Below are 26,321 nucleotides of genomic sequence, written 5' to 3' on the forward strand. Positions count from 1 at the left end.
ATTCTAGGGGTGGCTCAGGCGACGCGGCCCTGCGGGCCGTCAATTGCCGCCTCCCCGCCGCTTTGCTGCAGCTGCCACATGCGGGCGTAGCGGCCCTGCAGCGCCAGCAATTCGGCGTGCGTACCCTGCTCGACGATGCGGCCCTGTTCCATCACCAGGATGCGGTGCGCATCCACCACCGTGGAGAGCCGGTGCGCGATCACCAGTGCCGTCTTGCCCTGCGCCGCGCTCTTGAGCTCGGACTGGATGGCGCGCTCGTTGGCCGAGTCCAGCGCCGAGGTGGCCTCGTCGAAGATCAGGATCGGCGGGTCCTTGAGCAGCGTGCGCGCGATGGCCACGCGCTGCTTCTCGCCGCCCGAGAGCTTCAGGCCGCGCTCGCCCACGACGGTGTCGTAGCCCTTGGGCGTGGCGGCGATGAAGTCGTGGATGCGCGCCGCGCGCGCCGCGGCCTCCACCTCGGCGCGGCCGGCGCCGGGGCGGCCGTAGGCGATGTTGTATTCCACCGTGTCGTTGAACAGCACCGTGTCCTGCGGGACGATGCCGATGGCCTGGCGCAGGCTGGCCTGCGTGACCTGGCGCACGTCCTGCCCGTCGATGGTGAGGCGCCCGCCGCCGACGTCGTAGAAGCGGTAGAGCAGCCGCGCCAGCGTGGATTTTCCAGCCCCGGACGGCCCGACCACCGCCACCGTCCGGCCCGGCGGAATTTCAAAGCTCAGGCCGCGCAGGATCGGCCGCTCCTTCTCGTAGGCGAAGCTCACATCCTCGAAGCGCACGCAACCCTGGCTCACCGCCAGCGGCCTCGCGTCCGCCGCGTCCGCCACTTCCCGGTGCGTCTCCAGCAGGTGGAACATGCGGTCCAGGTCGGTGAGCGACTGCTTGATCTCGCGGTACAGCACGCCCAGGAAGTTCAGCGGGATGTAGAGCTGGATCATGAAGGCGTTGATCATGACCAGGTCGCCCAGCGTCATGCGCCCGTCCACCACGCCCTGCGTGGCGCGCCAGAGCATGGCCACCAGCGCCACGGCGATGACGAGCTGCTGCCCGCTGTTGAGCAGCGACAGCGTGCTCTGGCTCTTGAGCGCCACCTTGCGCAGCGACTCCAGGCTGGTGTCGTAGCGCCGGGCCTCGAAGTCCTCGTTGTTGAAGTACTTGACGGTCTCGTAGTTCAGCAGCGAGTCGATGGCCTTGGTGTGCGCTTGCGAGTCGAGCTGGTTCATCTCGCGGCGGAACTTGGTGCGCCACTCCGTCACCGAGATGGTGAAGGCCACGTAGCACACCAGCGCCGCCAGCGTGATCCAGGCGAAGCCGGCGTCGAACTTCACCGCCAGCAGCACCAGCACCAGGCCGACCTCGATGATCGTGGGCAGGATGCTGTAGAGCGAGTAGGAGATGAGCGAGTGCACCGCGCGCGTGCCGCGCTCGATGTCGCGCGTCATGCCGCCGGTCTGGCGCTCCAGGTGGAAGCGCAGGCTCAGCGCGTGCAGGTGGCGGAACACCTGCAGCGAGATGCGCCGCGCCGTGCCCTCGGTGGCGCGGGCGAAGACCAGCTCGCGCAGCTCCGTGAACACGGTGGTGGACAGGCGCAGCGCCGCGTAGGCCACCAGCAGCCCCACCGGCACCACCAGCATCGACGCGGCGCTGCCGGGCTGGATCGAGAGCGAATCGACGAGTTCCTTGAGCAGCAGCGGCACGCCCACGTTGGCCACCTTGGCCGCGACCATGAAGGCCAGCGCCGCGGCCACGCGCCAGCGGTAGTGCCACAGGTAGGGCAGCAGCTTGCGCAGCGTGCCCCAGTCGGAGCGGCGCGAGGACGGGTCGGCGGGATCGGCGGCGCGGGAATGGGCCAGGGCGCGCATGATGTGGGGCTCAGTGACAACCCTTGACATCATGCCCATGTCCGAATCCCCCGCCGCCCTGCCCACCGACAAGGAGCTGGTGCTGCGCGTCATCCCCATGCCCTCCGACGTCAACGCCAGCGGCGACGTCTTCGGCGGTTGGGTCATGGCGCAGGTCGATCTCGCCGGCGCGGTGCTGCCGGCGCGGCGCGCGCAGGGACGCATCGCCACCATCGCCGTCAAGGAGTTCGTCTTCAAGCAGCCCGTGCGCGTGGGCGACCTGCTGAGCTTCTATGCCGAGATCATCCACGTCGGGCGCAGCTCGATGACGGTGGACGTGGCCGTCTATTCCCAGCCGCTGCACGACGCCGCCCAGGTGCTCAAGGTGACCGAGGCGGTGCTGACCTACGTGGCCGTGGACGCGCAAGGGCGCCCGCGGCCGCTGCCGCCGGCCGCGGCCTGAGCCTTCTTTTTTTCGGCCGCGCTCAAAACTTCGAGAAGTCCGGGCGCCGCTTCTCGAAGAAGGCCTGGAACGCCTCCATCGCCTCCGGGCTGCGCAGCCGCTGCACGAACACCTCGCGCTCGGCCTGCAGCGCCTGGCGCAGCGCCGGCAGCACGGGCGCGCGCATCAGCGCCTTGGTGGCGCGCACGGCCGCCGGCGGCAGCTGCGTGAAGCGCGCGGCCAGGCGCCGCGCCTGCGGCAGCACCTCGTCGGGCGGCAGCACCGCGTTGGCCAGGCCCAGCTCCACGGCCTCGGCGCCGGTGAAGGGGTCGCCCAGCATCAGCCGCTGCGCCGCGCGGACGTGGCCGATGCGCTGCGCCAGCAGCAGGCTCGACCCGAACTCGGGCACCAGCCCCAGGTTGACGAAGGGCAGCGCCAGCCGCGCCTCGTCGGACACCACCACCGCGTCGCAGTGCAGCAGCAGCGTGCAGCCGATGCCGATGGCCGCGCCGGTGACGGCGGCCACCAGCGGCTTGTCCAGCGCCAGCACTGCCTCCATGAAGGCGAACACCGGCGCGTCCTCGGCGCCGGGCGGGTACTTCATGAAGTCCTCCAGGTCGTTGCCGGAGGTGAAGATGCCCGGCTGCCCGGTGACGAGCACGGCGCGCACCGCGGCGTCGGCCTGCGCCGCGCGCAAGGCGGCGGCCATGTCGGCGTACATCTGCGCCGTCAGCGCGTTTTTCTTTTCCGGGCGGGCGATTTCCAGCGTGGCGACGCCGTCGAGGGTGGCGGTGCGGATGCTCATGGCGGCAGTTTCAGGGTGATTCAGGGATGGCGGCGCAGCACGATAGCAGCGTCGCGCAAGGCCCCTTTGGGGGGAAATCCACCCCCTGTTGATGCGTCCATGCGCAATGGATTACGCTCTTTGGCGGGAGAACTGACGTGGACGTGCTGCAACTCGACGTGTCCGGACGACCGCAAGCCTGGATCACCGCCCGCGAGGCGGCCGTGATCTACGCCACCGACGGCGTCGCATGGACCCTGGGCGACCCCTGTGCCGTGCTGCGCGGAGGCGTGCAGCGCGCCACCGGGCGGCTCTCGCGCATCGAGGTCCATTCGATCATCGCCGTGCGCGGCACCATTCCCAGCCGCGCCTGGCGCCAGACGCCGGCGCTGAGCAACACCAAGCTGTTCGTGCGCGACCGCTACATCTGCGCCTACTGCGGCCACCACCACCCCGCCGAAGAGCTCACGCGCGAGCACGTGGTGCCGACCTCGCGCGGCGGCCAGGACACTTGGCTCAACTGCGTCACCGCCTGCCGCGCCTGCAACGGCCGCAAGGGCAACCGGCTGCCCGAAGAGGCGCGCATGAGCCTGGTCTACCTGCCCTACGTGCCCAGCCTGCACGAGGACATGATCCTGCGCGGCCGGCGCATCCTGGCCGACCAGATGGAGTTCCTGATGGCCAGCGTGCCGCGCTCGAGCCGGCTGCACGGCTGATTCCGGCGCCGGCCGCGGCGGATCGCCGCCACGTCTGCGCGTTAACCTCGACACCGCTTTTTCCGCCACTTTTTCGCGCCCGTTGCTCCTGCCTAGGCGCGGCGCATTCCCGGCGTCAACCCGGCCGCCGCGGCGGCCGTTGCGCCGGAGACCCCAAGGGAGACCCCATGAAGCAAGTCAAGACCCTGGCCGCGCTGGCACTGGCCGCCGCGCTGGCCGGCTGCAGCACCACCAGCCCCGACGTGATCCAGCGCGGCGACGCGCAGCGCCTGTCGCAGGTGCAGGACGCCACCGTGCTCAACGTGCGCAACGTCGTCGTCGAGGGCAGCCAGAGCGGCACCGGCGCCGCCACCGGCGGCGTGCTCGGCGGCATCGCCGGCTCCACGCGCAGCAGCGGGCGCGAGTCGGTGGCCATCGGGCTGGTGGGCGCGGTGGCCGGCGCGCTGGCGGGCAACGCCATCGAGCGCGCCACCACGCGCGAGGACGCGCAGGAAATCCTGATCCAGCTGCGCAACGGCGAGCGCCGCGCCGTCGTGCAGGCCCGCGGCAACGAGAACTTCCAGCCCGGCGAGGCCGTGGTGCTGGTGACCACCGGCGGCAAGACGCGCGTGGTGCGCAATCCCGGCGGCGCCGCGCCGGCGGCCTGGGCGCCCGCGCCGGCCGCGGCGCCGATGCCCGCGCCGGTGTACTCGCCGCGCTGAGCGGCCGCCGCCGGCTGCCGCCCCGGCCGGCGCCTCACACGTCCAGCGTGTAGACCTGCGCCTCGCGGCGCTCCTGCGGGTTGTGGCCGCGCAGCGGCCGGTCCCAGTCGGCGGCGTCGGCGCCGTTGCCGGGCACCAGGCCGCTGGTCATCACGGCCACTTCCTCGCTGGTGGCGTCGAACTCCGCCACCTGCACGCGCTGCTCGTCGAAGAGCCGCGCCACCATCGCGCCGCCCGCGTCGATGAGCACCAGGAATTTCGCCGGTTTCTGCATGGGAAGGCTCCTCGGTCCGGCCTTCAGGCTAGCACCGGGGAGCCCGAACGAGGACGCCGTGTCCGCGTCGTCCCAGCCTGCCGGGCCCTGGGCCTGGGCGTCGTCTGAGGGCATGGCCATCAGGCGCCCAGGCCCGTGCCGGCATCCGTGCCGCTCATGCCGCCGGCATTGAGCCCGCCGCTGGCGCCGTGCCGGGGCTGCTCGCCGAAGATGCGCTCGGCCAGGTCGCGGCCCTTGAACTGCAGCAGGTCCTTGTTGATCTCCTGCTGCACCAGCGCCTGCACCTGCGGGCTCAGGTGCTGGCGCAGCCGGCCCAGGAACTTCGGCGCCGCGGCGATGTGCAGCGCGCCGTAGTGCTGCTTCTGCAGCGCCTGCGCCAGGTGCTCGGCCACGCGGCGCGCGAACAGGTCGGCTTCCTGCTCCAGCTTGTCGGCGCCGGCCGAGGTGGTGATGCTGCTGATCGGGCCGGTGCCGCCGTGGGCGCGGCGCCCGGCGGCGTCGCGCTGGAGGTCGGCCTCGTCGGCATGCGCCGCGGCGTCGGTGAGTTCGGTCACCTCCTGCAGCTCGGCGCCGCGCTGTTCCTGCGCCAGGATGCGGGCGCGGCCTTCGTCGGCCAACACGATCCAGGTGGTTGCCATGGCTCTTGCTCCTTCTGGGTTGCTTGTCGGGGGGTTCAGCCTGAACGCCATGCGCGCGCGGCGCGGCGCGGCTCAGGCGCGGTCGGGGGCCGCGGGCGTGGAGATGTCCTTGAGCGCCTCGCCGACGCTCGCTTCGCTGCTGCCGCGCTCGGCCAGGTCGCCCAGCGAGACGATGCCCACGAGCTGCTGCTGGCGGTCCAGCACCGGCATGCGCCGGATCTGGGTGTCGCGCATCTCGTCGAGCACGTCCTCCAGCGGCTGGTCGTCGAAGCACCAGCGCACGCTGCCGCTCATGACCTCGCTCACCGGCGTGACGGCGGCATCCTTGCCCGCGGCCACGCCGCGCACGGTGATGTCGCGGTCGGTGAGCATGCCCACCAGCTTGCGGCCTTCGCACACCGGCACCACGCCCACGTTGAGCTCGTCCATGAGCTGCGCGGCGCGCTGCAGCGTGTCGTCGGGCTGCACCACGCGCACGTCGCGCGTCATCACATCGGCTACCTGGTCCATCTTCCACAACTCCTTGGCTTGCAGGCCCGGGGCGGCAAGCGCGGTGCCCGTGCCCGGGCAAATCCCAGGCGGCCCCGGCATCGGCCGTGTCCCCCATGGGCGAGGCGATTGCCAGGCCTCTGCCCATGCCGCGCACGCGGCTCGACCGTCCTTTTCCTCGAAGGACTTTTCCCGGGATCCAAGGAGCAAGAGATGATGAAGCGACTGATGTCCACCGCGCTGCTGGGCTGCAGCCTGGCCCTGTTCACCAGCCTGGCGCCGGCCGCCGACGGCATGGTCCGCAGCGACCGCAACTTCATGGAGCAGGCAGCGCAGAACGGGCATGCCGAGGTCGAGGCCGCCAAGCTCGCGCAGAGCAAGAGCGCCAACGAGAAGGTCAAGGCCTTCGCCGCGCAGATGCAGCAGGACCACACCAAGACCAACGAGGAGCTGACCGCGCTGGCCGCCAGCAAGAACATCCAGCTGCCCACCGAGCCCTCGGCCGTGCAGAAGAGCAAGGCCAAGGCGATGAGCGCGCTCGACGGCGAGCGCTTCGACCGCCAGTACGCCGACGAGATGGGCATCAAGGCCCACGAGGACACGATCAAGATGTTCCAGAAGGCCGCCTTGGGCGCCAAGGACCCGGACGTCAAGGCCTTCGCCGCCAAGACGCTGCCCGCGCTGGAAGGGCACCTGAAGATGTCGCGCGACCTGCGCGCCTCGCTGGGCAAGTGACCCGTCGCGGCCGCAGCGGCGTCGGCGCGCCGCGCGGCCCCTTGTCGCCCCCCGGGCTGGGCCCGGGTTGATACGGGCACGCACCGGCCGGGAGGCCACCTTTATTTGTCTTGTCTCAGCACAAGCCCCAGCGCTCGGGATTTCCATATCCTGGAAAATGCGGACCGCATTTGAAGCAAGAAGCAACTGAGGGGCAACATGGAGTCGCCGTACTCGATCCTGATCGTTGAAGACGAGGCGGTGATCGCGCTGGACCTGCAGTGTCAGCTGGAGGACATGGGTTACCGCGTGCTGGGCCCGGCCGAGAGCGGCCCGCAAGCCCTGGCCCTGGCGGCGCAGGAACGGCCCGACCTGGTGCTGATGGACATCCGCATCCAGGGCCCCATCGACGGCATCGAGACCGCGGCGCGGCTGGGCCGCGTCGGCGGGCCGCCGGTGGTGTTCCTGACGTCGCACAGCGACGACGACACGGTGGCGCAGGCCGCGCGCACCTCGCCCAGCGGCTTCCTGACCAAGCCCTTCGAGGGCCGGGCGCTGCGCGCGGCCATCGAGATGGCGCTGGCGCGCGCGGCGCTGGAGCGGCGGCTGCGCGAGTCCGAGCGCTGGTTCGCGGCCACGCTGCGCTGCGTGCAGGACGGCGTGATCGTGGTCAACCCGGACGCCACGCTGCGCTTCATGAACCCCGCCGCCGAGGCGCTCACCGGCTGGAATGCCGACGAGGCCGTGGGCCGCCGCCTGGTGGAAGTGGTGCGCTACGCGTCGGGCGACGCGCACCCGCCCGCCGCGCTGCGCGCGCTGGCCGAGAACTGCAGCATCGGCGTGACGCACGGGCGCCGGCTGCTGCGGCGCAACAGCGCGCGCACGGAGGTGGTGGTGGACGAATCCGCCTCGCTGGTGGAGGGCGAGTTCGGGCTGCGCATGGGCGCGGTGCTGGTGCTGCGCGACGCCACCGAGCGCCTGGCGCGCGAGGGGCTCGACGCCGCCGGCCAGCACCGCCCACCCGCGGCCAACGCCGCCGAGGCGCCGGCTGCCGATGCCGGTAGCGCGCCGCCGCGGGCGCAGGCGACCTGAGGCGCCGGCCCTGGGGGCCGGCTTTTCCTTTTTCCGACTCCCTTCCCGCCCGCGGCCCGGGCCGCGGGGCATCCTGCCCCGAAAGGCCGCATTCCCGCCCATGTCCGAGCCCCGTCCCCCGTTCCGGCTGCCCGTTCCCCGCGCCATCGCCGTGGCGCTGCTGCTGATGCTGGCCGTGGCCGCTGTGGCGCTGTGGACGCAGCAGCGCGCCACGGCGGCCAGCGACAAGCGCCGCCACACGCTCGACGTGCGGGTGGAGCTCTACGCGCTCAACACCGACGTGCGCGACGTCTCGCGCGCCGTGCGCGGCTACCTCATCAGTGGCCAGGACGACTGGCTCGACCCCTATCGCATCGCGCGCGAGCGGCTGCCCGAGCGGCTGCAGCGGCTGCGCGCACTCGTTGCCGAGGATGCGGCGCAGCAGCAGCGGCTGCAGCGCCTGGCCGCGCAGCTGCGCGAGTACCAGCGCTTCGTGGACGGACTGCTGCTCAGCGCCGATGCCCAGGGGCTGGACGCCGCGCGGCGCCGTCTGGCCGCGGGCTCCAGCCGCGCGCTGGTGGACGCGGCCGACGCCACGCTGGCCGAGCTCGACGCCGCCGAGCTGCAGCGGCTGGCGCAGCACGAGCAGGAAGCGCGGCAGAGCACCGAGCTCAACACCGCGGTGACGCTGCTGGGCAGCCTGCTGTCGCTGCTGCTGATGGTCATTGCCGGCCGCGCGCTGCAGCGCAAGGTCACGCAGCTGCGCGGCAGCGTGGAGCGGCTGGCGCGGGCGCGCAGCGCCGAGTCGCAGGCCATGGCGCGGCTGCAGCAGGCGCAGGCCTCGCTGCACGCGGCCAACGAGGCGCTGCAGGCCCAGGCCGACCACCTGGCCGAGCTCAACGAGGCGCTGTGGCAGTGGATCAGCCCGCGCAGCGCCGCGCAGCCCGTGCGCCCCGGGCCGTCACGGCTGGACGACCCGGACCGGCTGGCGGCGCTGCGCCGCACCGGGCTGATGGACTCGCCGGCCGAGGAGGCCTTCGACCGCTTCACGCGGCTGGCGGCGCAGACGCTGGGCGTGCCGACCTGCCTGATCAGCCTGGTCGATGACCGCCGCCTCTTCCTCAAGAGCGCCTGGGGCCTGGAAGGCGCCTGGGCCGGGCAGCGCGAGCTGCCGCTCACGCACAGCTTCTGCCCGGAGGTGGTCGCCGCCGGGCAGGCGCTGGAAGTGGCCGACACGCATGCCGACGCCGCGCTGCGCGCGCACCCAGCCGTGGCCGAGCTGGGCGTGGCGGCGTACCTGGGCGTGCCGCTGGCCACGCCCGACGGGCAGGTGCTGGGCAGCTTCTGCGCCATCGACCACCGGCCGCGGCGCTGGAGCGCGCAGGACCATGCCGCGCTGGAGCGCATCGCGCAGTCGGTGCTCGCCGGCATCGCCGTGCGCATGCAGCTGCACGAGCTGGAGCGCCGCGTGGCCGAGCGCACGGCCGAGGTGCAGATGCTGGCCGGCGCCATCCAGCACTCGCTCACCGGCTTCAGCGTGGTGGACATGGCCGGCCGCCTCACCTTCGTCAACGACGCCTACGCGCGCATGTGGGGCTACGACAGCCCCGAGGACCTCATCGGCAGCGCCGTGGCCGGGCACTGCGCCGACCCGGGCCTGAGCGCGCGGCTGGGTGCGGAGCTGCACGCGCGCGGCAGCGCCCGGCTGGACTTCACGGCGCGGCGGCGCGACGGCAGCGTGTTCGAGGCGCTGCTCGACGCGCGCCGGGCCGAGGACGAGAACGGGCGCGAAATCCACATCGCCACCGTCATCGATATCACCGAGCGCAAGCGCGCGGAGCAGGCGCTGCGCATGAGCGAGGAGCGGCTGCGGCTGGCGCTGGACGCCGCCGGCATGGACGCCTTCGAGCTGGAGCCCGTCACCGGCGTGGTGCTGCGCATCGGCAGCCTGCACACCGCGCTGGCGCTCACGGCGGAAGAGCAGCACCTGGCGCGCGCGTGGCTGCGCCGCGTGCATCCGGAAGACCGGCAGGCGCTCATCGACGCCGGCAAGGCGCTGACGCCGCAGCAGCCCGCCTACCGCCAGGAGTACCGCTTCCGCGGCCCCGACGGCCAGTGGCGCTGGCTGCTGGAGCGCTCCCAGCGCAGCTTCGGCCCCGGCGGCGAGCCCGGGCGCATCACCGGCGTGGTGGTGGACGTGACCGAGCGCCGCCACGACGAGGAGGCGGTGAAAACCTCGCTGGCGGAGAAGGAGGTGCTGTTGCAGGAGGTGCACCACCGCGTCAAGAACAACCTGCAGATCGTCACCAGCCTGTTGCAGTTGCAGCGCCGCCAGCTGCCCGACCCGGCGATCCAGGCCGCGTTGGCCGAGACCGAGAACCGGGTGCGCGCCATGGCGCTGGTGCACCAGCGGCTGTATCAGCACGGCACGCTGTCGTCGCTGGACTTCGCCGACTACCTGCGCAGCCTGGGCGCGCAGCTGATGCAGTCCTGGGGCGGCGAGCGCGCGGCGCGGCTGGTGTACGAGCTGCAGCCGCTGCGCCTGCCGCTGGGCACGGCCATCCCGCTGGGGCTGATCGTGACGGAGCTGATCACCAACGCCCAGAAGTACGCGCTGGCGCCGCGCGGCGGCGGGCTGCTGACGGTGGCGCTGGAATCCGACGGCCCGCAGGGCCTGCTGCTGACGGTCAGCGACGACGGCCCGGGCCTGCCCGCGGGCTTCGATCCGGCGCGCGGGCGCGGGCTGGGGATGCGGCTGGTGCAGACGCTGTCGCGGCAGATCGGCGCCACCGTCAGCTTCGACACGCCGGCGGGCGGGGGGACGCGCTGCACGATCAAGGCGCCGATCAAGAAGGAGGAGGCGGTGGAGGTGGTGGCGGCGTGAGCCACCATCACGGCCCACGCCCTCACCCGGTCTTCGTCACTCCAGCATCAGCGCCTGCGCCAAGTGCGCGTACACGGCCGAGACGCGGCGCACGTGCCGCCCTTCCGGCTGCGCCAGCAGCCACAGCTCGGTGCGGCAGTCGTCGATCTCCGGACTCAACGCCCGCAGATCGCCGCGGCCGCGTGCCAGGAAAATCGGGAACAGCCCCACGCCCAGCCCCAGGGCGACGAGTTCCATCACGGTCAGGATGCTGTTGACGCGGTACGTCGTCACCAGCTTCGGCAGCCGCTTGCGCCGCCACACGACGGTCGGGTGCTCGGGCAGCGCGTCGTCAGGGGCAATCCAGGGCACTGCACCGCTCTCGGCCTCGGCCCAATCGGTCACCGCCGAGTCCCGGGCGACGAAGGGCGCGACGCGGATCGGCCCCAGGTGACGGCCCACCAAGTGCTGTGGCGGGCGCCGCGTGGCGCGCACGGCGATGTCGGCGTCGCGCCGGGTCAGGCTGGCGAGTTCGTTGCCGGCGTGCAGGTCAAAGCTGAGCAGCGGATGGCTCTCATGCAGCGCGCGCAGTGCCGGCGCGATGAGGCCGTGCAGGATCGTGTCGGTGCTGGTGATGCGCACGCTGCCGCTGACGCCCTCAGGCTGCTGCTGCGCGGCGGAACGCGCCGCCTCCAGCGCGGACTCCACGGCCTCGGCCTGCTCGGCCAGGGCGCGCGCCAGGTCCAGCGGCGTGCAGCCGCTGCGGGAGCGCTTGAACAGCGGCTGCCCCAGGCCGCGCTCGATGCGCTGCAGGGTGCGGAACGCCGTGGACGCGTCCACGCCCAGACGCTCGGCCGCGCCGTTGAAGGTACCGGCGCGCACGAGGGCCAGCACCAGTCTCAGGTCCGAAGCCTCCAGGCGGTATTGCGTTGCTGCAGTCATGCTTTGCTTCCACGCCGATTTTCATGGCGCGATTGCAATCCCAGACTGACGTCTCCCCTCACCTTTCAAGGAGACCCGTCATGAATCGACCCATCGAAATTTCAACGGCTGCTTACGGCGCCACGCTGCTGCGCCTGAGCATGGGCACGATGTGGATCGCGCATGCGCTGCTGAAACTGCTGGTGTTCACGCTGCCGGGCACGGCGCAGTTCTTCGACAGCGTGGGCTTTCCCGGCTTCCTGGCTTATCCCGTCTTCGTCGCCGAATTGATCGGCGGGTTGATGCTGGTGCTGGGCCTGTACGCGCGCCAGGTGGCGCTGGCGCTGCTGCCGGTGATGCTGGCGGCAACGTCGGTGCACCTTGGGAACGGCTGGGTGTTTACGAGCGCGGGCGGGGGATGGGAGTACCCGGCTTTTCTGTGCGTCGCCTCTGTCGTGCAGTGGCTGCTGGGGGATGGGGCTTGGGCACTGCGGCGGAGCGAAAAATTCGTCCCGACGCCGGCCTTGGCTGCTTGAACCCGTCCGGCATTGCAAGGCCACGGGACAATGCAGGCGGCCATGTCTCTCCAGGCACTCCATGAACGACAAGACCTTGCCGTCCCGCAATTTTTCTGCTGCGGAGCCCGTCGAATTCGGCGAAGTCCTTGGCCTGATTGCCGCCGCCCGGCAGCGGGCCTTTCAGGCGGTCAACACAGCGCTGATCGAGTTGTACTGGCAAGTCGGGGCCGTCATCAGCCGCAAGGTCGCGGCGGCCGAATGGGGCGACGGCGTGGTGGACCGGCTGGCGAAGCACATTGCCCAGGAGCATCCCGGTCTGCGCGGCTTCACTCGGCGCAACCTGTTCCGCATGCGCCAGTTCCATGAGGCGTACCCGGACCGCGAAATAGTGTCAGCACTGCTGACACTATTGCCCTGGACCCATCACCTCACGATCCTGGGCCAGAGCAAACGCCCCGAAGAGCGCGATTTCTACCTGCGCATGGCTGTACGTGAACGGTGGAGCAGCCGCGAACTGGAGCGCCAGTTCAAGGGCGCCTTGTTCGAACGCATGGTGCTCAATCCGGCCAAAGCGACACCCGTCACGTCACAAACGCATCCTGGCGCTGCCGAGGTATTCCGCGACAGCTACTTGCTCGAATTTCTGGGCCTGCCGCCCGGCCACAGCGAAGCCGACCTGCACCGCGGCTTGCTGACACAACTGCGCGATTTCCTGATCGAACTGGGCCGCGACTTCTGCTTCGTCGGCTCGGAATTCCCGCTGCAGGTGGGCAAGCAGGACTTCGCGCTGGACCTGCTTTTCTTTCACCGCGGCCTGAACTGCCTCGTCGCCATCGAACTCAAGGTCGGCCGCTTCGAGCCGGAATACCTGGGCAAATTGGGCTTTTATCTGGAGGCCCTGGACCGCGACGTGCGCAAGCCGCACGAAAATCCGGCCATCGGCGTGCTGCTGTGCGCCAGCAAGGACGACGAGGTGGTGGAATATGCGCTGAGCCGCAGCCTGTCACCGGCCCTCATTGCGGAATATCAGACGCAATTGCCGGACAAGAGGGTGTTGCAGGCGAAGTTGCATGAGATGCTTACAAACAGTCCGCTAGCACCTTAACAGACCAATGATTAGGCGCAACAGCAGCAAAACAAAAGGATTTAAATTGAGCATTTCGACACGTCGAGCATCCTACGTTGAATTTATTCCTCAATTCCTAACCACTGATCGAGCGACCATTCTTGGTTATTTGATTAAAAGTGCAGAAGGCGACGTTACCACTGAACAACGAAACGCATGGCTGGCGCAAATTGACATACTACACGCATCACTTTCCTCGACACACAATGGAATCATTTGCTTTGAGTTTATTATTCCAAGAATTGGCAAGCGCGCAGACAATATTATTAAAATTGGTAATCAAATTATAGTCTTAGAATTCAAGGTCGGAGCCACCCGCTACGATAACAAAGACTGCAGGCAAGTAATCGACTACGCACTCGACTTGGCAAACTTCTACGAAGCTTGTCATCAAGCCACCATTACACCAATTTTGGTAGCTACGAATGCGCCAGACAGCAGCCAAAATTTGTCCTTTACCGAAACAGGGGTGCGTCCGACAGCACTGGCCAACAAGCACTCCCTGCGCACTCTATTGCATCAAATCCTCCCGAAATTTATTACCACAATACAAGACGATCTTCGATGGTTAGCATCAAGATACCAGCCAACACCAACCATCATTGAAGCATCTCAGGCCCTCTATCGTGGTCACGACGTTACTGAAATTTCCCATTCTGAAGCAGGCGCCGACAACTTAGGAGCCACTACCACAGCCATTACTCAAGCCATTGAGCAAGCAAAGGCCAAGAATAGAAAAGTTATCATTCTTGTTTCTGGTGTCCCGGGTGCAGGCAAAACTTTGGCTGGACTCAATCTTGTTTGCCAACGCCATAAAACAGATGCCGATGATAAAGAGCATGCAGTTTTTCTCTCAGGCAATGGCCCACTTGTCAAAGTACTTCAAGAAGCTCTTGCTAGAGATGAAGTCACCCAGGCAGCCGCACACAATTTAAAGAGCAACAAAGAATCCGCTCACTGTAAAGCCAAAGCTTTTATTCAGAATGTTCATCATTTCCGAGATGACAACCTTGCAACACTGGAAGCACCTGTGGAACGAGTTGTTGTGTTTGATGAAGCACAACGAGCATGGAATCAAGCTCAAGCTTCAAAGTTCATGCAAAAGAAGCGGGGCCAATCAGATTTCAACCAATCCGAACCTGACTTTCTAATTGGAGTCATGAACAGACATGTTGATTGGGCAGCAATTGTATGCCTGATTGGCGGCGGACAAGAGATCAATACAGGTGAAGCTGGCTTAGAAGAATGGCTTTGCGCCTTGCGAGATAACTACCTACACTGGGAAATATACATGCCTTCGCATATCAACACCCAGGAGTATTTGCCACACTTTGACATCACAACGCTTGGCAATAGAGTTACACAAAACCCAGCTTTGCACTTGAGCGTTTCACTTCGATCGTTTCGAGCTGAGCGCCTTTCAACGGCAGTAAGCGCTATCATGTCCACAGATTCCCATTTAGCGCAAATCGAACTCGCCGCTGTCCTCCCGCGATTCCCTATCGTAATTACTCGATCACTTGCTCAAGGAAAAGCTTGGGTTGAACAGCGTGCTCGCGGCAGTGAGCGCTACGGGTTGCTGGCCTCGTCTGGAGCCAGACGCCTCAAACCGCTTGGCATAAACATGGATACTCCAATTGATCCATGCCATTGGTTTCTAAATGACGAAACTGACGTCCGGTCTTCTTATTATCTTGAGGATGCCGCAAGCGAGTTCGATGCTCAAGGCCTCGAACTTGATTGGACTGTCGTTGTGTGGGATGGCGACCTGATTCACAAGCCAGGCAGTTGGATCTACCGCGCTTTCAAAGGCACACGTTGGCAAAACATCAATGAAAAATCAGCACAAAAGTACCGCCTCAATGCCTACCGCGTTTTACTCACACGAGCACGCCAGGGCATGGCGATAGTTATTCCAGAAGGCGACCCAAACGACCCAACGCGCTTGCCAGAATTCTATGACAGCACTTGGCGTTATTTTCTTGAGCTTGGCCTACCCATATTAAGAGATGAGTACATTCACTCAGAGGAATGGCAAGCTACCGGCACGTCGACAACGGAAACACTGGATCAAACAGTAATTTCCCTAGAATAATTGCAGCAGATTCTTTGCAATTAATACATAAAAAGAGTGGTAGGCCGTCGGGGGCTCGAACCCCGGACCAAAGGATTATGAGTCCTCTGCTCTGACCGACTGAGCTAACGGCCCACTGAAGCTGGATTGTAAGGGGGCGAAAGCGCCCTTCCCGGCGCCGGCCGGCGGCGGCTACTTCTGGCTCAGCGCGTTGCCCACCAGCCGCGCCGTGATGTCCACGATCTGAATCATGCGGTCGTAGGGCATGCGCGTCGGGCCGATCACGCCCAGCGTGCCCACCACCCGGCCGTCCACCTCGTAGGGCGCGGACACCACCGACAGCTCCTCGAAGGGCACCACGCGGCTCTCGCCGCCGATGTAGATGCGCACCCCTTCGGCCCGGCTGGAGCCGTCGAGCAGCCGCATCAGCTCGGTCTTGCGCTCGAACAGGTCGAAGAGCTTCCTCAGCGAGCCCATGTCGTTGCCGAAGTCCTGCACCGCCAGCAGGTTGCGCTCGCCGCTGACCACGACCTGGTCGCTCTCCTCCAGCGCCTGGCTGCCGGCCTGCACCGCCGCCTGCATCAGCGTGGCGATCTCGCCGCGCAGCTGCTCCACCTCGCCCTGCAGCCGCGCGCGCACCTCCTCGATGCTCAGCCCGGCGTAGTGGTGGTTCAGGTAGTTGGTGGCCTCGGCCAGCTCGGCCTGCGTGTGGTCGCGCGCGGTGAAGATGACGCGGTTCTGCACGTCGCCGTCCGGCGCCACCAGGATCACCAGCACCCGGCGCTCGCCCAGGCGCAAGAACTCGATGTGATGAAAGACGCTGGCCTTGCGCGGCGCCGTCACCACGCCCACGAAGCTGGAGAGGTTCGACAGCAGGTGCGCCGCCTGCGCGATCACGCGCTGCGGCTGGTCCGGGTGCAGCTGCTCGCGCGCCGCGGAGAATTCGTGCATGCCGGTGTCGAGCCCGCGCGCGGTCAGCATGGTGTCCACGAACAGGCGGTAGCCGCGCGGCGTCGGGATGCGCCCGGCGCTGGTGTGCGGGCTGGCGATGAGGCCGAGCTCTTCGAGGTCGGCCATCACGTTGCGGATGGTCGCCGGTGACAGCTCCAGGCCGCAGGCCTTGGACAGCGTGCGCGAGCCCACCGGCTGGCCGTCGGCGATGTACCTCTCTACCAGGGTCTTCAACAGGGTGCGGGCGCGCTCGTCGAGCATGCTTTTCATTCTACGGAGATGGGGCGGCGCAAGCCTTCAGGCAAGGGGGCGTGTGGTGTAATCGTTCGCATGCCGACCCCCTTTCGTCATGCCGCATTAGTGGGCAAATACCAGGCGCAGGGCAGCAGCGCCGTGTTGGAAGAGGTGGCGCAGTTCCTCGTCAAGCTGGGCCTGACGGTCTCGGTGGAGCGCAACACCGCCGACAGCGCCCGGCTCAGCAGCTATCCCGTCATGGACGCCGCGCACTTCGGCGGCTGCTGCGACGTGGCCGTGGTCGTCGGTGGCGACGGCACCATGCTGGGCATCGCCCGGCAGCTTGCGCGCCACAACGTGCCGCTCATCGGCATCAACCAGGGCCGCCTGGGCTTCATCACCGACGTGCCCATCGGCCACTTCCGCGACGCGCTGGCCTCGATGATGGCCGGCGACTACGAGGAAGAGCACCGCGCCATGATCGAGGGCGGCATCTGGCGCGAAGGCGAGTGCATCTTCGACGGCCTCTCGCTCAACGACGTCGTGGTCAGCCGCGGCGCCACCGCGGCCATGGTCGAGCTCAGCGTGCACATCGGCGACGAGTTCATCGCCAACATCCGCGCCGACGGCCTCGTCATCGCCACGCCCACGGGCTCCACCGCCTACGCGCTGTCGGCGGGCGGGCCGATCCTGCATCCCGACATCGGCGGCTGGGTGCTCGTACCCATCGCCTCGCACACGCTCTCGAACCGCCCCATCGTGCTGCCCGACCAGGGCGAGGTGCGGGTGGAGATCGTCGCCGGACGCGACGCCTCGGCCAATTTCGACATGCAAAGCCTTGCCAGCCTGCACATCGGCGACCAGGTGCGCATGCAGCGCTCGGCGCACAAGGTGCGCTTCCTGCATCCCCAGGGTTGGAGCTACTACGCGACGCTGCGGCGCAAGCTGCGCTGGTACGAAGGGGTCGTCTGATGCTGCGCCGCCTGGTGTTGCGCGACTTCGTGATCGTGGCCGCGCTGGAGGTGGATTTCGACGCCGGCTTCTCGGTGCTCACCGGCGAGACCGGGGCGGGCAAGTCGATCCTGGTGGACGCGCTGCAGCTGGCGCTGGGCAGCCGCGGCGACGCCGGCGTGGTGCGCGAGGGATCTTCCCGCGCCGAGATCACGGCCGAGTTCGACGCCCCCGCCGCCCTGGCGCCCTGGCTGGAGGAAGCCGGCTTCGACCACGAGGGCGCCACGCTGCTGCTGCGCCGCGCCATCGACGCCCAGGGCAAGAGCCGGGCGTGGATCAACGGCAGCGTCGCCACCGTGGCGCAGCTGCGCGAGGCGGCCGAGTACCTGCTCGACATCCACGGCCAGCATGCCTGGCAGAGCCTCACGCGCCCGGCCGCCGTGCGCGCGCTGCTCGACGGCCAGGCCGGCGTGGACGCGCAGCCGCTGGCCGATCTCTTCACCCGCTGGCGCGAGGCGCAGCAGGCGCTGCAGGACGCGCGCAGCCGCCAGGACAGCCTGGAGCGCGAGCGCGAGCGGCTGGCCTGGCAGATCGGCGAGCTCGACAAGCTCGCGCCCGGCGAGGACGAGTGGGAGCCGCTCAATGCCGAGCACGAGCGGCTGTCGCACGCGCAGGCGCTGCTGGGCGCGGCGCGCACGGCGCTGGAGGCCGTCTCCGAGGCCGACACCAGCGCCGACAGCCTCACCAGCCGCGCCATCGACGCGCTCTCCGACGTCTCCCGCTACGACGCGCGGCTGGAGCCGGTGATGGAAGTGCTGCAGGCCGCGCAGGTGCAGCTGCAGGACGCGGCACACAGCCTCAACGCCTACCTCGGCCACGCCGAGCTGGAGCCGGAGCGGCTGAATGAGCTGGACGAGCGGCTGTCGGCCTGGATGTCGCTGGCGCGGCGCTACCGCCGCCCGCCCGCGGAGCTGCCGGCGCTGCTGGCGCAGTGGCGCGCCGAGTTGAAGGCGCTGGACGCCGCCACCGATCTCGACGCGCTCGAAGCCGCCGTGAAGAAGGCGCTGGAAGCCTGGACCGCCGAGGCCAAGCGCGTGAGCGCGCTGCGCCGCGCGGCCGCGCCGCAGCTGGCGCAGCGCGTGACGCAGGCGATGCAGGGCCTGGGCATGGCCGGCGGCCGCTTCGAGGTGGCGCTGCTGCCGCAGGAGCAGCCGCAGGCCTTCGGGCTGGAGTCGGTGGAGCTGCGCGTGGCCGGCCACGCCGGCAGCTCGCCGCGGCCGCTGGCCAAGGTGGCCTCCGGCGGCGAGCTTTCGCGCCTGGCGCTGGCCATCGCCGTGACCACGGCGCGCGAGGAAGCGGGCGGCGCGGGCACGCTGATCTTCGACGAGATCGACGCCGGCGTCGGCGGCGCCGTGGGCGACGCGGTGGGGCGGCTGATGAAGCAGCTCGGCCGCGAGCGCCAGGTGCTGGCCGTGACGCACCTGGCGCAGGTCGCGGCCTGCGCCGACCACCATTTCGTGGTCAGCAAGGCCGCGCGCGACGGCGTCACGCGCAGCGACGTGCAGCCTGTGGCCGGCGAGACGCGCGTGGCCGAGGTGGCGCGCATGCTCGGCGGCGAGCGGCTGGCCGACACCAGCCTGGCGCACGCGCAGGCGATGCTCGACGAGGCCGCGGCCGCCGCGCCGCCGCCGGCGCCCCGCTCGGGCCGCGAACGGGCGAGGCCGCGATGACGCACCGCTTTCTCAAGGACGACCAGGCGCCCGACGTGGTGCTGATCACCGGCATCTCCGGGTCGGGCAAGTCCGTGGCGCTGCACGCGCTGGAGGACGCGGGCTACTTCTGCGTGGACAACCTGCCGCCGGAGCTGCTGCCGGAGTTCCTGCGCCTGGAGTCCGGGCGCGATCGCCACGTGGCCGTGGCCGTGGACGTGCGCACGGCCGGATCGCTGCCGCAGCTGGTGCCGATGCTGCCGCAGCTGCGCGCCGAAGGGGTGCAGGTGCGCCCGCTGTTCCTGGACGCCACCACCAGCGCGCTGCTGCGGCGCTTCTCCGAGACGCGCCGCCCGCACCCGCTGACCAAGCGCGCCGCCGACAGCGGCCAGGCGCAGCCGGCGCTGGTCGAGGCCATCGAGCTGGAGCGCGAGCTGCTGGCCGGGCTGCGCGAGGTCTCCACCGTCATCGACACCAGCGAGCTGCGCCCGGCCGTGCTGCGCACCTGGATCCGCGACCTCGTGGGCGCGCGCCCCGGCGCGCTGACGCTGGTGTTCGAATCCTTTGCTTTCAAACATGGCGTACCGCTGGACGCCGACTTCGTGTTCGATGTGCGGGTGCTGCCCAATCCGTACTACATCCGCGAGCTGCGGCCGCTGACCGGGCGCGACGCACCGGTGGCCGACTACCTGCGCGCGCAACCGGAGGCGACCGACATGCTGGAGCAGATCGAAGCTTTCCTGCGGCACTGGCTGCCCGCGTTCGAGGACGACCAGCGCAGCTACCTCACGGTGGCCATCGGCTGCACCGGCGGCCAGCACCGCTCGGTGTACCTGGTGGAGTCGCTGGCGCGGCGCTTCGACGGCCACGGCACCGTGCTGCGCCGGCATCGCGAGCTCGACGCCGCGGCATGAGCGCCGCCGGCAACGGGGCGGACGGCGCCGGCGGCGCGCCCGACACCCCTGCCGACACCATCGCTTCCCTGCCGCTGTTCCCGCTGCAGACCGTGCTCTATCCCGGCGGCCTGCTGCCCCTGAAGATCTTCGAGGCGCGCTACCTGGACATGGTGGGCGAGTGCCTGCGCACGGATGCCGGCTTCGGCGTGGTGTGCCTGCGCGACGGCGGCGAGGTGCGCCAGCGTGGTGCCCTGCCTGAGCAGTTCGAGCCCGCGGGCGTGCTGGCGCGGGTGGAGGACGTCGATGCGCCGCAGCCCGGCATCCTGCTGCTGCGCTGCCGCGGCACGCGCCGCTTCAGCCTGGAAGCGCCGCGCCAGGACAGCGACGGGCTGTGGCGCGCCGACGTGAGCTTCCTGCCCGACGACGCGGTGGTGCCGCCGGGCGAGGAATTCCAGGGCACGGCCCAGGCGCTGGGCCGGGCGCTGGAGGCGCTGCAGGCCGAAGGGGTGGAGCTGTGCGACGGCGCGCCCAGGCTCGACGACGCCGGCTGGGTCGCCAACCGCTGGTGCGAGCTGCTGCCGCTGCCGCTGTCGGCGCGCCAGAAGCTGATGCTGCTGCCCGACCCGCTGCTGCGGCTGCGGCTGGTGGACGACGTGCTGCGGCAGCGGGGGCTGGTGACGGGCTGAGGCACGCCCGCTTCAGCCTCCCTCCCTCTCCAGCAGCCGCCGCACCGGCGCCGGCAATCCCATCCGGAAAGCTTCTTCCAGCGTCACCCAGCGCCCCGGCGGCAGCAGCGCTTCGGCGGCGGTGCAGGCCGCGGCGTCCCCTTCGGGCAGCACATGGCGCCAGGGCTGCAGCGTCCAGTCGAAATGGGTCAGCGCGTGCTCGACCAGCGGCAGCGCCTGCCCCTGCCCCGGCAGCGCGCCCAGGCGCTGCCGCAGCGCCTCCAGGCTCTCGTACTCCGGCAGGCTCCACAGCGCGGCCCACACGCCGCTGTCCGGGCGCTGCGTCAGCCACAGCCGGTCGCCCTGCTGCAGCCACAGCAGCGCGTGGCTGCGCCGGCCGCGCGCCAGGCGCTTCGTCTTCACGGGGAACCGCGTCGGGTCGCCCGAAGCGCGCGCGACGCAGCCGCCCTGCAGCGGGCACAGCAGGCAGCTCGGCCGGCGCAGCGTGCACACTGTTGCGCCCAGGTCCATGAGCCCTTGCGTGTAGGCCTCGATGCCCTGGCGCGGCAGCAGCGCCTGCGCCTTGTCCCACAGCTCGCGCTCGGCGCTGGCCTGCGCGAGGTCGCGGTCGAAGCCCAGGGCGCGCGTGAGTACGCGCTTGACGTTGCCGTCGAGGATGGCGGCGCGCTCGCCGAAGCAGAACGCGGCGATCGCCGCCGCCGTCGAGCGCCCGATGCCCGGCAGCTCGGCCAGCGCCTGGCTGCTGGGCGGAAAGCGCCCGCCGTGGCGCTCCATCACCGCCTGCGCGCAGCGGTGCAGGTTGCGCGCGCGGCTGTAGTAGCCCAGGCCGCTCCACAGCGCCAGCACCTCGTCCAGCGGCGCGGCGGCCAGCGCCGTCACGTCCGGGAAACGCGCCAGGAAGCGGTCGTAATACGCCAGCACGGTCGAGACCTGCGTCTGCTGCAGCATGATTTCCGACAGCCAGACGCGGTACGGGTCGCGCGTGCCCTGCCAGGGCAGGCCGTGGCGCCCGTGCGTGCGCTGCCAGGTGACGACGCGCTCGGCCAACGTCAGGGGGGCGGCCTCGCCGCCGGTGAATTCTTCGGTTCGCATTCAGGCAGATGTGGGGGCAGGCGGCGTGCGCCTGAAGGGGAAGTCGGGTCAGGCGGCGCGGGCCTGGAGGACCGGGCTGTCGTCGCCCTGGTCCGTTTCCAGCCGCGCCAGCAGGCGCCGCGCGTGGCTGAAGCTTTCCAGCTCCAGCAGCTCCAGCGCTTCGAGCTCGCCGATGCGCTGCTGCAGGTCGTCGGCGGCGAGCTGCACGCGCTGCACGCCGTCGAAGCGGTGCTGCAGCCGCTCGCGCGACTGCTCCAGCCGCGCCTGCACCGGCGTCCACAGCGCGTGGCTCCAGCGTTCGAGCTCGGTGGTGGCGCCGGCAAACAGCCGCACCAGCCGCGATTGCAGCTGGCGCAGCAGCCGCGTCTGGAAGCTGGGCCGCACGAGGTGCAGCACCTTGCCCACGGTCATCTGGCGCGCGTAGGCGCCTTCGAGCACGGTGAGCTCGTCCATGAAGGGCTGCAGCGGCGGCGGCGCCTCGGCCTGGAGCTGGAGCGCGAAGGCATCGCAGACCTCGGCATGGCCCGCCACCATGACGGCGTGGATCTCGTCGCAGCGCCGCTGCGCCTGCGCCAGGCGCAGCTGCAGCCGCTCGCACAGCGCGACAAAGGCGCGCCCAAGGCGCAACGGGCGCTGCCAGGCGTTGCCGCTCTCCTCGCGCATGCGGCGCAGCTCGGCGTGCAGCGTCTGCACGTGCAGCCCGGCCAGCAGTTCCTGCGCCATGCGCGCATGCACGGCGCGCAGGGCGTCGAGCCGGGCGCAGCAGTCCTGCAGCCGCTGGGCTTCCTGGTTGACGCGCTGCTGCAGCACCTGCAGCCGCACCGCGCTGCGCTCCTGCAGCTCGCGCAGCTCGCGCAGCTGGGCGGCGGCATGGGTGCGGTGCCGCTCCTGCAGCGTGCCCAGGCACTGCGCCAGCAGCCGGGCCTCGGCGTGCAGCGGCTCGCCGGCCTCGCGGCGGCGGCGCAGCAGGGCGATCAGCGCGGCGCTGTCGTCATCGAGCAGGTCGTGCTCGCCCAGCACCCGCGCCAGCTCGTCGGCCGGGCAGCCAGGAGGCTGCGGCCAGGACGGCGCCTCGGATGAGGGAACGAGCGGTTTTTCAAGCATGTACAAGCCGGCAGGCCGGGGATGCATGCGCCGATTCTGCCGCTCTCCCCCCTGGGACAGGGGTAGGGGGAACAACTCCTGACAGGAAAACGGCCTGGACTGCGGAAATTCACCGCCGCTGACACTTGGCGCAAAAGAAGGTGGAGCGCTGGCCCTGCACCAGGCGCTGCACCGTGCTGCCGCAGCGGTGGCAAGGCTGGCCTTCGCGGCCGTAGACGCCGGCCTGGTCCTGGAACGCGCCGCTCATGCCGTGCGCGTCACGGAAGTCGCGCAAGGTCGAGCCGCCGAGCTCCAGCGCGCGCGCCAGCGTGTCGCGCACCGCCGCCAGCAGCTTCTCGCAGCGCGCCAGGCTCAGCGTGTTGGCGGGCGTGCGCGGGTCGATGCCGGCGGCAAACAGCGCCTCGCAGGCGTAGATGTTGCCGGCGCCGACGACGATGTCGCCGGCCAGCAGCGCGGTCTTGATCGGCACGCTGCGGCGCTGCAGCCGCTCGCGCAGCAGCGCGGGTGTCAGCGCCGGGTCGAAGGGCTCGTGGCCCAGCCGCGCCAGCAGCCGCGCCGCCATGCCCGCGTCGAGCGCCGGCGACCAGACCACGGCGCCGAAGCGGCGCGGGTCGGTCAGGCGCAGCGTGCCGGCGTCGGTGACGAGGTCGAAATGCTCGTGCTTGCCCGGCGCGGGGGCGGCGTCGAGCAGCGCCAGCGAGCCCGACATGCCCAGGTGCAGCAGCAGCCCGCCCTGGACGGCGCCGGCGTCGTCCAGCAGCGGCAGCCAGATGTACTTGCCGCGCCGCTGCAGCGGCCCGATGCGCAGCCCCACCAGCGACGCCGGTTCCGTGCCCAGCGGCCAGCGCAGCGCCGCGCCCGTGCGCACGGCGCGCACGCGCGCGCCTTCGAGCCGCGGCGCGACGCTGCGGCGGGTGACTTCGACTTCGGGCAGCTCCGGCATGGCGGGATTATCCGCAGCGCTGTCCATGGCCCCTTCGGGGGAGGCGGGCGGCAGCGCCACCTAGAATGAATTGACATCCAGGAGAACCGATGGCCGGACTTGCCCCGCAATGGTGGTTCAGGCGCCCGCAGGGCGCGCAACTGCGCCGCGTGGCCGTGGCGGCAACGCTGGGCGTCGCCTGCACGGTGCAGGCGCAGACGCCGCGCACGGCACCGGCGGCGCCGCCCGCGGCCTCCGCGGCATCGGCGCCGGCGGCAGAACCCCCGACGCATTCGAAGCTGGACGCGCAGCTGCTGTTCCAGCTGCTGGTGGGCGAGATGGCCCTGCGCGGCGGCCAGGCCGGCGACGCCTACCAGCTTTTCCTCGACGCCGCGCGGCGCGAGCGCGACGACGCCCTGTTCCGCCGCGCCGTCGAGATCGCGCTGCAGGCCCGCGCCGGCGACCAGGCGCTGCAGGCCGCGCGCGCCTGGCGCCAGACGCTGCCGCAGTCGGGCGAGGCGCTGCGCTTCGAGCTGCAGCTGCTGCTGGCGCTGCACCGCGGCAACGAGGTGGCCGAGCCGCTGCGCACACTGCTGGAGCGCAGCCCCGAGGCCGAGCGCCCGGGGCTGATCGCCGCGCTGCCGCGGCTGCTGGCGCGCCAGGACGAGCCGGCCCAGACCGCGCAGCTGCTCGACATGCTGCTCAAGCCCTACACCACCCGGCCCGACACCCGCACCGCCAGCCGCGTGGCCCAGGGCAGCGCCTGGCTGGCGGCGGGCGACGTGCAGCGTGCGCTGGCGCTGGCCGAGCAGGCCGGGGCCGACGACCCGGCCGCGCCCGGGCCGGCGGTGCTGGCGCTGGAGCTGCTGCCGCGCCAGCCGGCGGCCGACGCGCTGGTGCAGCGCTACCTGGCGCAACCGAAGTCCGAGCCGGGCGTGCGCCTGGCCTACGCGCGCACGCTGGGCGCGATGCAGCGCTACGGCGAGGCGGTGACGCAGGTGGAGCAGGTCACGCAGGCCAAGCCCGACCTCGCGCCGCCATACCTGATGCTGGGCGCGCTGCGGCTGGAGCTGCGCGAGAGCGCCCGCGCCGAGGCCGCGCTGCAGCGCTACCTGCAGCTCGTGCGCGACCAGGGCGCCACCGCCGCCGAGGAGGGCGAGGAGGAGGCGCCCGACGAGGCGCGCCAGCGCGGCATCACGCAGGCGCAGCTGCTGCTGGCGCAGGCCGCCGAGCAGCGCGGCGACATGGCGCAGGCCGAGCGCTGGCTCGCCGGCATCGACGATCCGCAGCGCCTGGTGGAAGTGCAGGCGCGCCGCGCGCTGCTGCTGGCGCGCCAGGGCCGCGTCGAGCAGGGGCGCAGCCTGCTCGCCGCGCTGCCCGAGCGCACCGAGGAGGAGTCGCGCGCCAAGCTGATGGCGCAGGTGACGTGGCTGCGCGAGCTCAAGCGCTGGCCCGAGGTCTACAAGGCGCTGGCCGACGCCAACCAGCGCTTCAGCGCCGACCCGGACCTGCTCTACGAGCAGGCCATGGCGGCCGAGAAGCTCGACCGCATGGACGACATGGAGCGGCTGCTGCGCCAGGTCATCGCCCTCAAGCCCGACCACCAGCATGCCTACAACGCGCTGGGCTACTCGCTGGCCGAGCGCAACGTGCGCCTGGCCGAGGCGCGCGAGCTCATCGCCAAGGCGCTGTCGATGGCGCCGGGCGACCCCTTCATCATCGACAGCCTGGGCTGGGTCGAGTTCCGGCTGGGCAACACGCAGGAGGCGCTGCGGCTGCTGCAGCAGGCCTACGCGGCGCGGCCGGACATCGAGATCGCCGCGCACCTGGGCGAGGTGCTGTGGACCCTGGGCCGGCGCGACGAGGCGCGGCGCGTGTGGAGCGAGGCGCGCGGCCGCGACGGCGGCAACGAGCTGCTGCGCGCGACGCTGGCGCGGCTGAAGGTCGATCTTTGACGGGCGGCGCACGCCGGCGCTGGCTCGCCGCCGCCGTGTCGGCGACGTTGTCCGCGGCGCTGCTGGGCGGCTGCGCGCAGGTGCCGCGCAGCAGCGCCCCGGACACGCTGGCCGGGCGGCTGGCGGTGCAGGTGGACGCCTTCAACGAGCAGCCCGCGCGCAGCTTCACGGCCGCCTTCGAGCTGCAGGGCAGCGCCGAGCGCGGCACGCTGCAGCTGACCTCCCCGCTGGGCAGCGTGCTGGCGCGCGCGCAGTGGGCGCCGGGACAGGCGCTGCTGCAGACCGCGCAGGGCGAGAGCCGCGACGCCAGCCTCGACGCGCTGTCGCAGCGCATGCTGGGCGAGCCGATGCCGCTGGCGGCGCTGGTCGAGTGGCTGCATGGCCGGCCCTGGGCCGGCGCGCCGGTGCAGCGCCTGCCCGACGGCTTCGAGCAGCTGGGCTGGCGTATCGACCTGAGCCGCTTCGATGACGGCGTGCTGTCGGCGAACCGGCCGCAGCAGCCGGCCATCGGCGTGCGCGCGCGGCTGGACCAGAATCCCTGAGTTTCCCGAGTCGCTGACTCGCTGAAGACGCGGGCTCGCTCCAATACCCGTTCGGGCTGAGCTTGTCGAAGCCTCCGGGCGGCGGCCTCAGCGCCTGCCCTTCGACAAGCTCA

At 70.2% G+C, this 26,321-nt stretch carries 25 protein-coding genes and 1 tRNA gene; 15 read left to right on the forward strand and 11 right to left on the reverse strand.

The genetic code is table 11. From position 1 onward, the window contains the following. Positions 1-14 precede the first annotated feature (14 nt). Positions 15-1,856: an ABCB family ABC transporter ATP-binding protein/permease gene (locus FJ694_RS08325; protein ID WP_157266018.1), complete on the reverse strand. Its 1,842-nt coding sequence runs from the start codon at positions 1,854-1,856 to the stop codon at positions 15-17. Positions 1,857-1,893: 37 nt separating this feature from the next. Between FJ694_RS08325 and FJ694_RS08330 the strand changes: the two genes are divergently transcribed. Next, positions 1,894-2,298 carry an acyl-CoA thioesterase gene (locus FJ694_RS08330; protein WP_157266020.1) on the forward strand — a complete coding sequence of 135 codons (405 nt, stop codon included), beginning with the start codon at positions 1,894-1,896 and terminating at the stop codon, positions 2,296-2,298. A gap of 22 nt (positions 2,299-2,320) precedes the next feature. Here the strand turns inward: FJ694_RS08330 and FJ694_RS08335 are convergent, their stop codons facing one another. Beyond that, positions 2,321-3,082, reverse strand: coding sequence for an enoyl-CoA hydratase (locus FJ694_RS08335; protein WP_157266022.1), 762 nt, complete (start codon positions 3,080-3,082; stop codon positions 2,321-2,323). Between the two features lie 137 nt (positions 3,083-3,219). Between FJ694_RS08335 and FJ694_RS08340 the strand changes: the two genes are divergently transcribed. Beyond that, entirely contained in the window at positions 3,220-3,777 is a 558-nt protein-coding gene (locus tag FJ694_RS08340) for an HNH endonuclease (protein WP_157266024.1), read from the forward strand. A gap of 167 nt (positions 3,778-3,944) precedes the next feature. Next, complete coding sequence (locus FJ694_RS08345) at positions 3,945-4,478, forward strand: outer membrane lipoprotein (protein ID WP_232539952.1); 534 nt, start codon at positions 3,945-3,947, stop codon at positions 4,476-4,478. Between the two features lie 34 nt (positions 4,479-4,512). Here FJ694_RS08345 and FJ694_RS08350 read toward each other — a convergent pair whose 3' ends face one another. The 3 genes from FJ694_RS08350 to FJ694_RS08360 form a co-directional block, all read right to left on the reverse strand. Next, a complete protein-coding gene (locus tag FJ694_RS08350; protein ID WP_157266144.1) occupies positions 4,513-4,752 on the reverse strand; it encodes a hypothetical protein in 240 nt (79 codons plus the stop codon). A gap of 119 nt (positions 4,753-4,871) precedes the next feature. After that, positions 4,872-5,390 carry a host attachment protein gene (locus FJ694_RS08355; RefSeq protein ID WP_232539953.1) on the reverse strand — a complete coding sequence of 173 codons (519 nt, stop codon included), beginning with the start codon at positions 5,388-5,390 and terminating at the stop codon, positions 4,872-4,874. Positions 5,391-5,462: 72 nt separating this feature from the next. Continuing rightward, entirely contained in the window at positions 5,463-5,900 is a 438-nt protein-coding gene (locus tag FJ694_RS08360; protein ID WP_157266026.1) for a CBS domain-containing protein, read from the reverse strand. A 192-nt stretch (positions 5,901-6,092) separates the two neighbouring features. On the opposite strand from FJ694_RS08360, the gene FJ694_RS08365 reads away from it, so the two are divergent. From FJ694_RS08365 to FJ694_RS08375, 3 genes are all read left to right on the forward strand, one after another. Further along, a complete protein-coding gene (locus FJ694_RS08365; RefSeq protein ID WP_232539954.1) occupies positions 6,093-6,614 on the forward strand; it encodes a DUF4142 domain-containing protein in 522 nt (173 codons plus the stop codon). 198 nt (positions 6,615-6,812) lie between these two features. After that, positions 6,813-7,685, forward strand: a complete 873-nt coding sequence (locus tag FJ694_RS08370; protein WP_157266028.1) for an ATP-binding response regulator — start codon at positions 6,813-6,815, stop codon at positions 7,683-7,685. A gap of 100 nt (positions 7,686-7,785) precedes the next feature. Beyond that, entirely contained in the window at positions 7,786-10,548 is a 2,763-nt protein-coding gene (locus tag FJ694_RS08375) for a histidine kinase dimerization/phosphoacceptor domain -containing protein (RefSeq protein ID WP_198320765.1), read from the forward strand. Positions 10,549-10,584: 36 nt separating this feature from the next. On the opposite strand, the gene FJ694_RS08380 is transcribed toward FJ694_RS08375, so the two are convergent. Next, complete coding sequence (locus tag FJ694_RS08380) at positions 10,585-11,469, reverse strand: LysR family transcriptional regulator (protein WP_157266032.1); 885 nt, start codon at positions 11,467-11,469, stop codon at positions 10,585-10,587. Between the two features lie 80 nt (positions 11,470-11,549). Between FJ694_RS08380 and FJ694_RS08385 the strand changes: the two genes are divergently transcribed. The 3 genes from FJ694_RS08385 to FJ694_RS08395 all read left to right on the forward strand — a co-directional run bounded on the left by FJ694_RS08385 (position 11,550) and on the right by FJ694_RS08395 (position 15,187). Next, complete coding sequence (locus tag FJ694_RS08385) at positions 11,550-11,984, forward strand: DoxX family protein (protein ID WP_157266034.1); 435 nt, start codon at positions 11,550-11,552, stop codon at positions 11,982-11,984. Between the two features lie 61 nt (positions 11,985-12,045). Then, positions 12,046-13,071 (forward strand): PDDEXK nuclease domain-containing protein, encoded by a 1,026-nt coding sequence (locus FJ694_RS08390; protein ID WP_157266036.1) that lies wholly within the window; start codon positions 12,046-12,048, stop codon positions 13,069-13,071. A gap of 46 nt (positions 13,072-13,117) precedes the next feature. Next, on the forward strand, positions 13,118-15,187 hold the full coding sequence (locus FJ694_RS08395; RefSeq protein WP_198320766.1) for a DUF2075 domain-containing protein: 2,070 nt from the start codon (positions 13,118-13,120) through the stop codon (positions 15,185-15,187). Between the two features lie 37 nt (positions 15,188-15,224). Here the strand turns inward: FJ694_RS08395 and FJ694_RS08400 are convergent. Together FJ694_RS08400 and hrcA are read right to left on the reverse strand one after the other, a co-directional pair. Further along, positions 15,225-15,301 (reverse strand) — tRNA-Ile (locus tag FJ694_RS08400). Positions 15,302-15,358: 57 nt separating this feature from the next. Next, complete coding sequence (gene hrcA, locus FJ694_RS08405) at positions 15,359-16,378, reverse strand: heat-inducible transcriptional repressor HrcA (RefSeq protein WP_157266040.1); 1,020 nt, start codon at positions 16,376-16,378, stop codon at positions 15,359-15,361. Positions 16,379-16,447: 69 nt separating this feature from the next. Between hrcA and FJ694_RS08410 the strand changes: the two genes are divergently transcribed. The 4 genes from FJ694_RS08410 to FJ694_RS08425 are packed head-to-tail and all read left to right on the forward strand — an operon-like array spanning position 16,448 to position 20,593. Further along, a complete protein-coding gene (locus tag FJ694_RS08410) occupies positions 16,448-17,323 on the forward strand; it encodes an NAD kinase (RefSeq protein WP_157266042.1) in 876 nt (291 codons plus the stop codon). Continuing rightward, positions 17,323-19,032, forward strand: a complete 1,710-nt coding sequence (recN, locus tag FJ694_RS08415) for a DNA repair protein RecN (RefSeq protein WP_198320767.1) — start codon at positions 17,323-17,325, stop codon at positions 19,030-19,032. The genes FJ694_RS08410 and recN overlap by 1 nt, the downstream gene beginning before the upstream one ends. Further along, positions 19,029-19,925, forward strand: coding sequence for an RNase adapter RapZ (rapZ, locus tag FJ694_RS08420; protein ID WP_157266044.1), 897 nt, complete (start codon positions 19,029-19,031; stop codon positions 19,923-19,925). Before recN ends, rapZ begins: the two co-directional genes overlap by 4 nt. After that, on the forward strand, positions 19,922-20,593 hold the full coding sequence (locus FJ694_RS08425) for an LON peptidase substrate-binding domain-containing protein (protein ID WP_157266046.1): 672 nt from the start codon (positions 19,922-19,924) through the stop codon (positions 20,591-20,593). Before rapZ ends, FJ694_RS08425 begins: the two co-directional genes overlap by 4 nt. 12 nt (positions 20,594-20,605) lie before the next feature. Here FJ694_RS08425 and mutY read toward each other — a convergent pair whose 3' ends face one another. From mutY to mutM, 3 genes are all read right to left on the reverse strand, one after another. Continuing rightward, the gene (gene mutY / locus FJ694_RS08430) at positions 20,606-21,685 is read right to left on the reverse strand and encodes an A/G-specific adenine glycosylase (protein WP_157266048.1); all 1,080 of its coding nucleotides are present in this window, start codon (positions 21,683-21,685) and stop codon (positions 20,606-20,608) included. Between the two features lie 48 nt (positions 21,686-21,733). Beyond that, positions 21,734-22,789 (reverse strand): hypothetical protein, encoded by a 1,056-nt coding sequence (locus FJ694_RS08435; protein ID WP_157266050.1) that lies wholly within the window; start codon positions 22,787-22,789, stop codon positions 21,734-21,736. A gap of 109 nt (positions 22,790-22,898) precedes the next feature. After that, positions 22,899-23,732 carry a bifunctional DNA-formamidopyrimidine glycosylase/DNA-(apurinic or apyrimidinic site) lyase gene (mutM, locus tag FJ694_RS08440; RefSeq protein ID WP_157266150.1) on the reverse strand — a complete coding sequence of 278 codons (834 nt, stop codon included), beginning with the start codon at positions 23,730-23,732 and terminating at the stop codon, positions 22,899-22,901. An 89-nt stretch (positions 23,733-23,821) separates the two neighbouring features. On the opposite strand from mutM, the gene FJ694_RS08445 reads away from it, so the two are divergent. Together FJ694_RS08445 and FJ694_RS08450 are read left to right on the forward strand one after the other, a co-directional pair. Continuing rightward, the gene (locus FJ694_RS08445; protein WP_157266052.1) at positions 23,822-25,666 is read left to right on the forward strand and encodes a tetratricopeptide repeat protein; all 1,845 of its coding nucleotides are present in this window, start codon (positions 23,822-23,824) and stop codon (positions 25,664-25,666) included. Continuing rightward, positions 25,663-26,208, forward strand: a complete 546-nt coding sequence (locus tag FJ694_RS08450; protein ID WP_157266054.1) for an outer membrane lipoprotein LolB — start codon at positions 25,663-25,665, stop codon at positions 26,206-26,208. Before FJ694_RS08445 ends, FJ694_RS08450 begins: the two co-directional genes overlap by 4 nt. The last annotated feature ends 113 nt before the right edge of the window (positions 26,209-26,321 follow it).

It is taken from the genome of Azohydromonas aeria, from assembly GCF_009760915.1.
GTDB lineage: Bacteria > Pseudomonadota > Gammaproteobacteria > Burkholderiales > Burkholderiaceae_C > Azohydromonas > Azohydromonas aeria.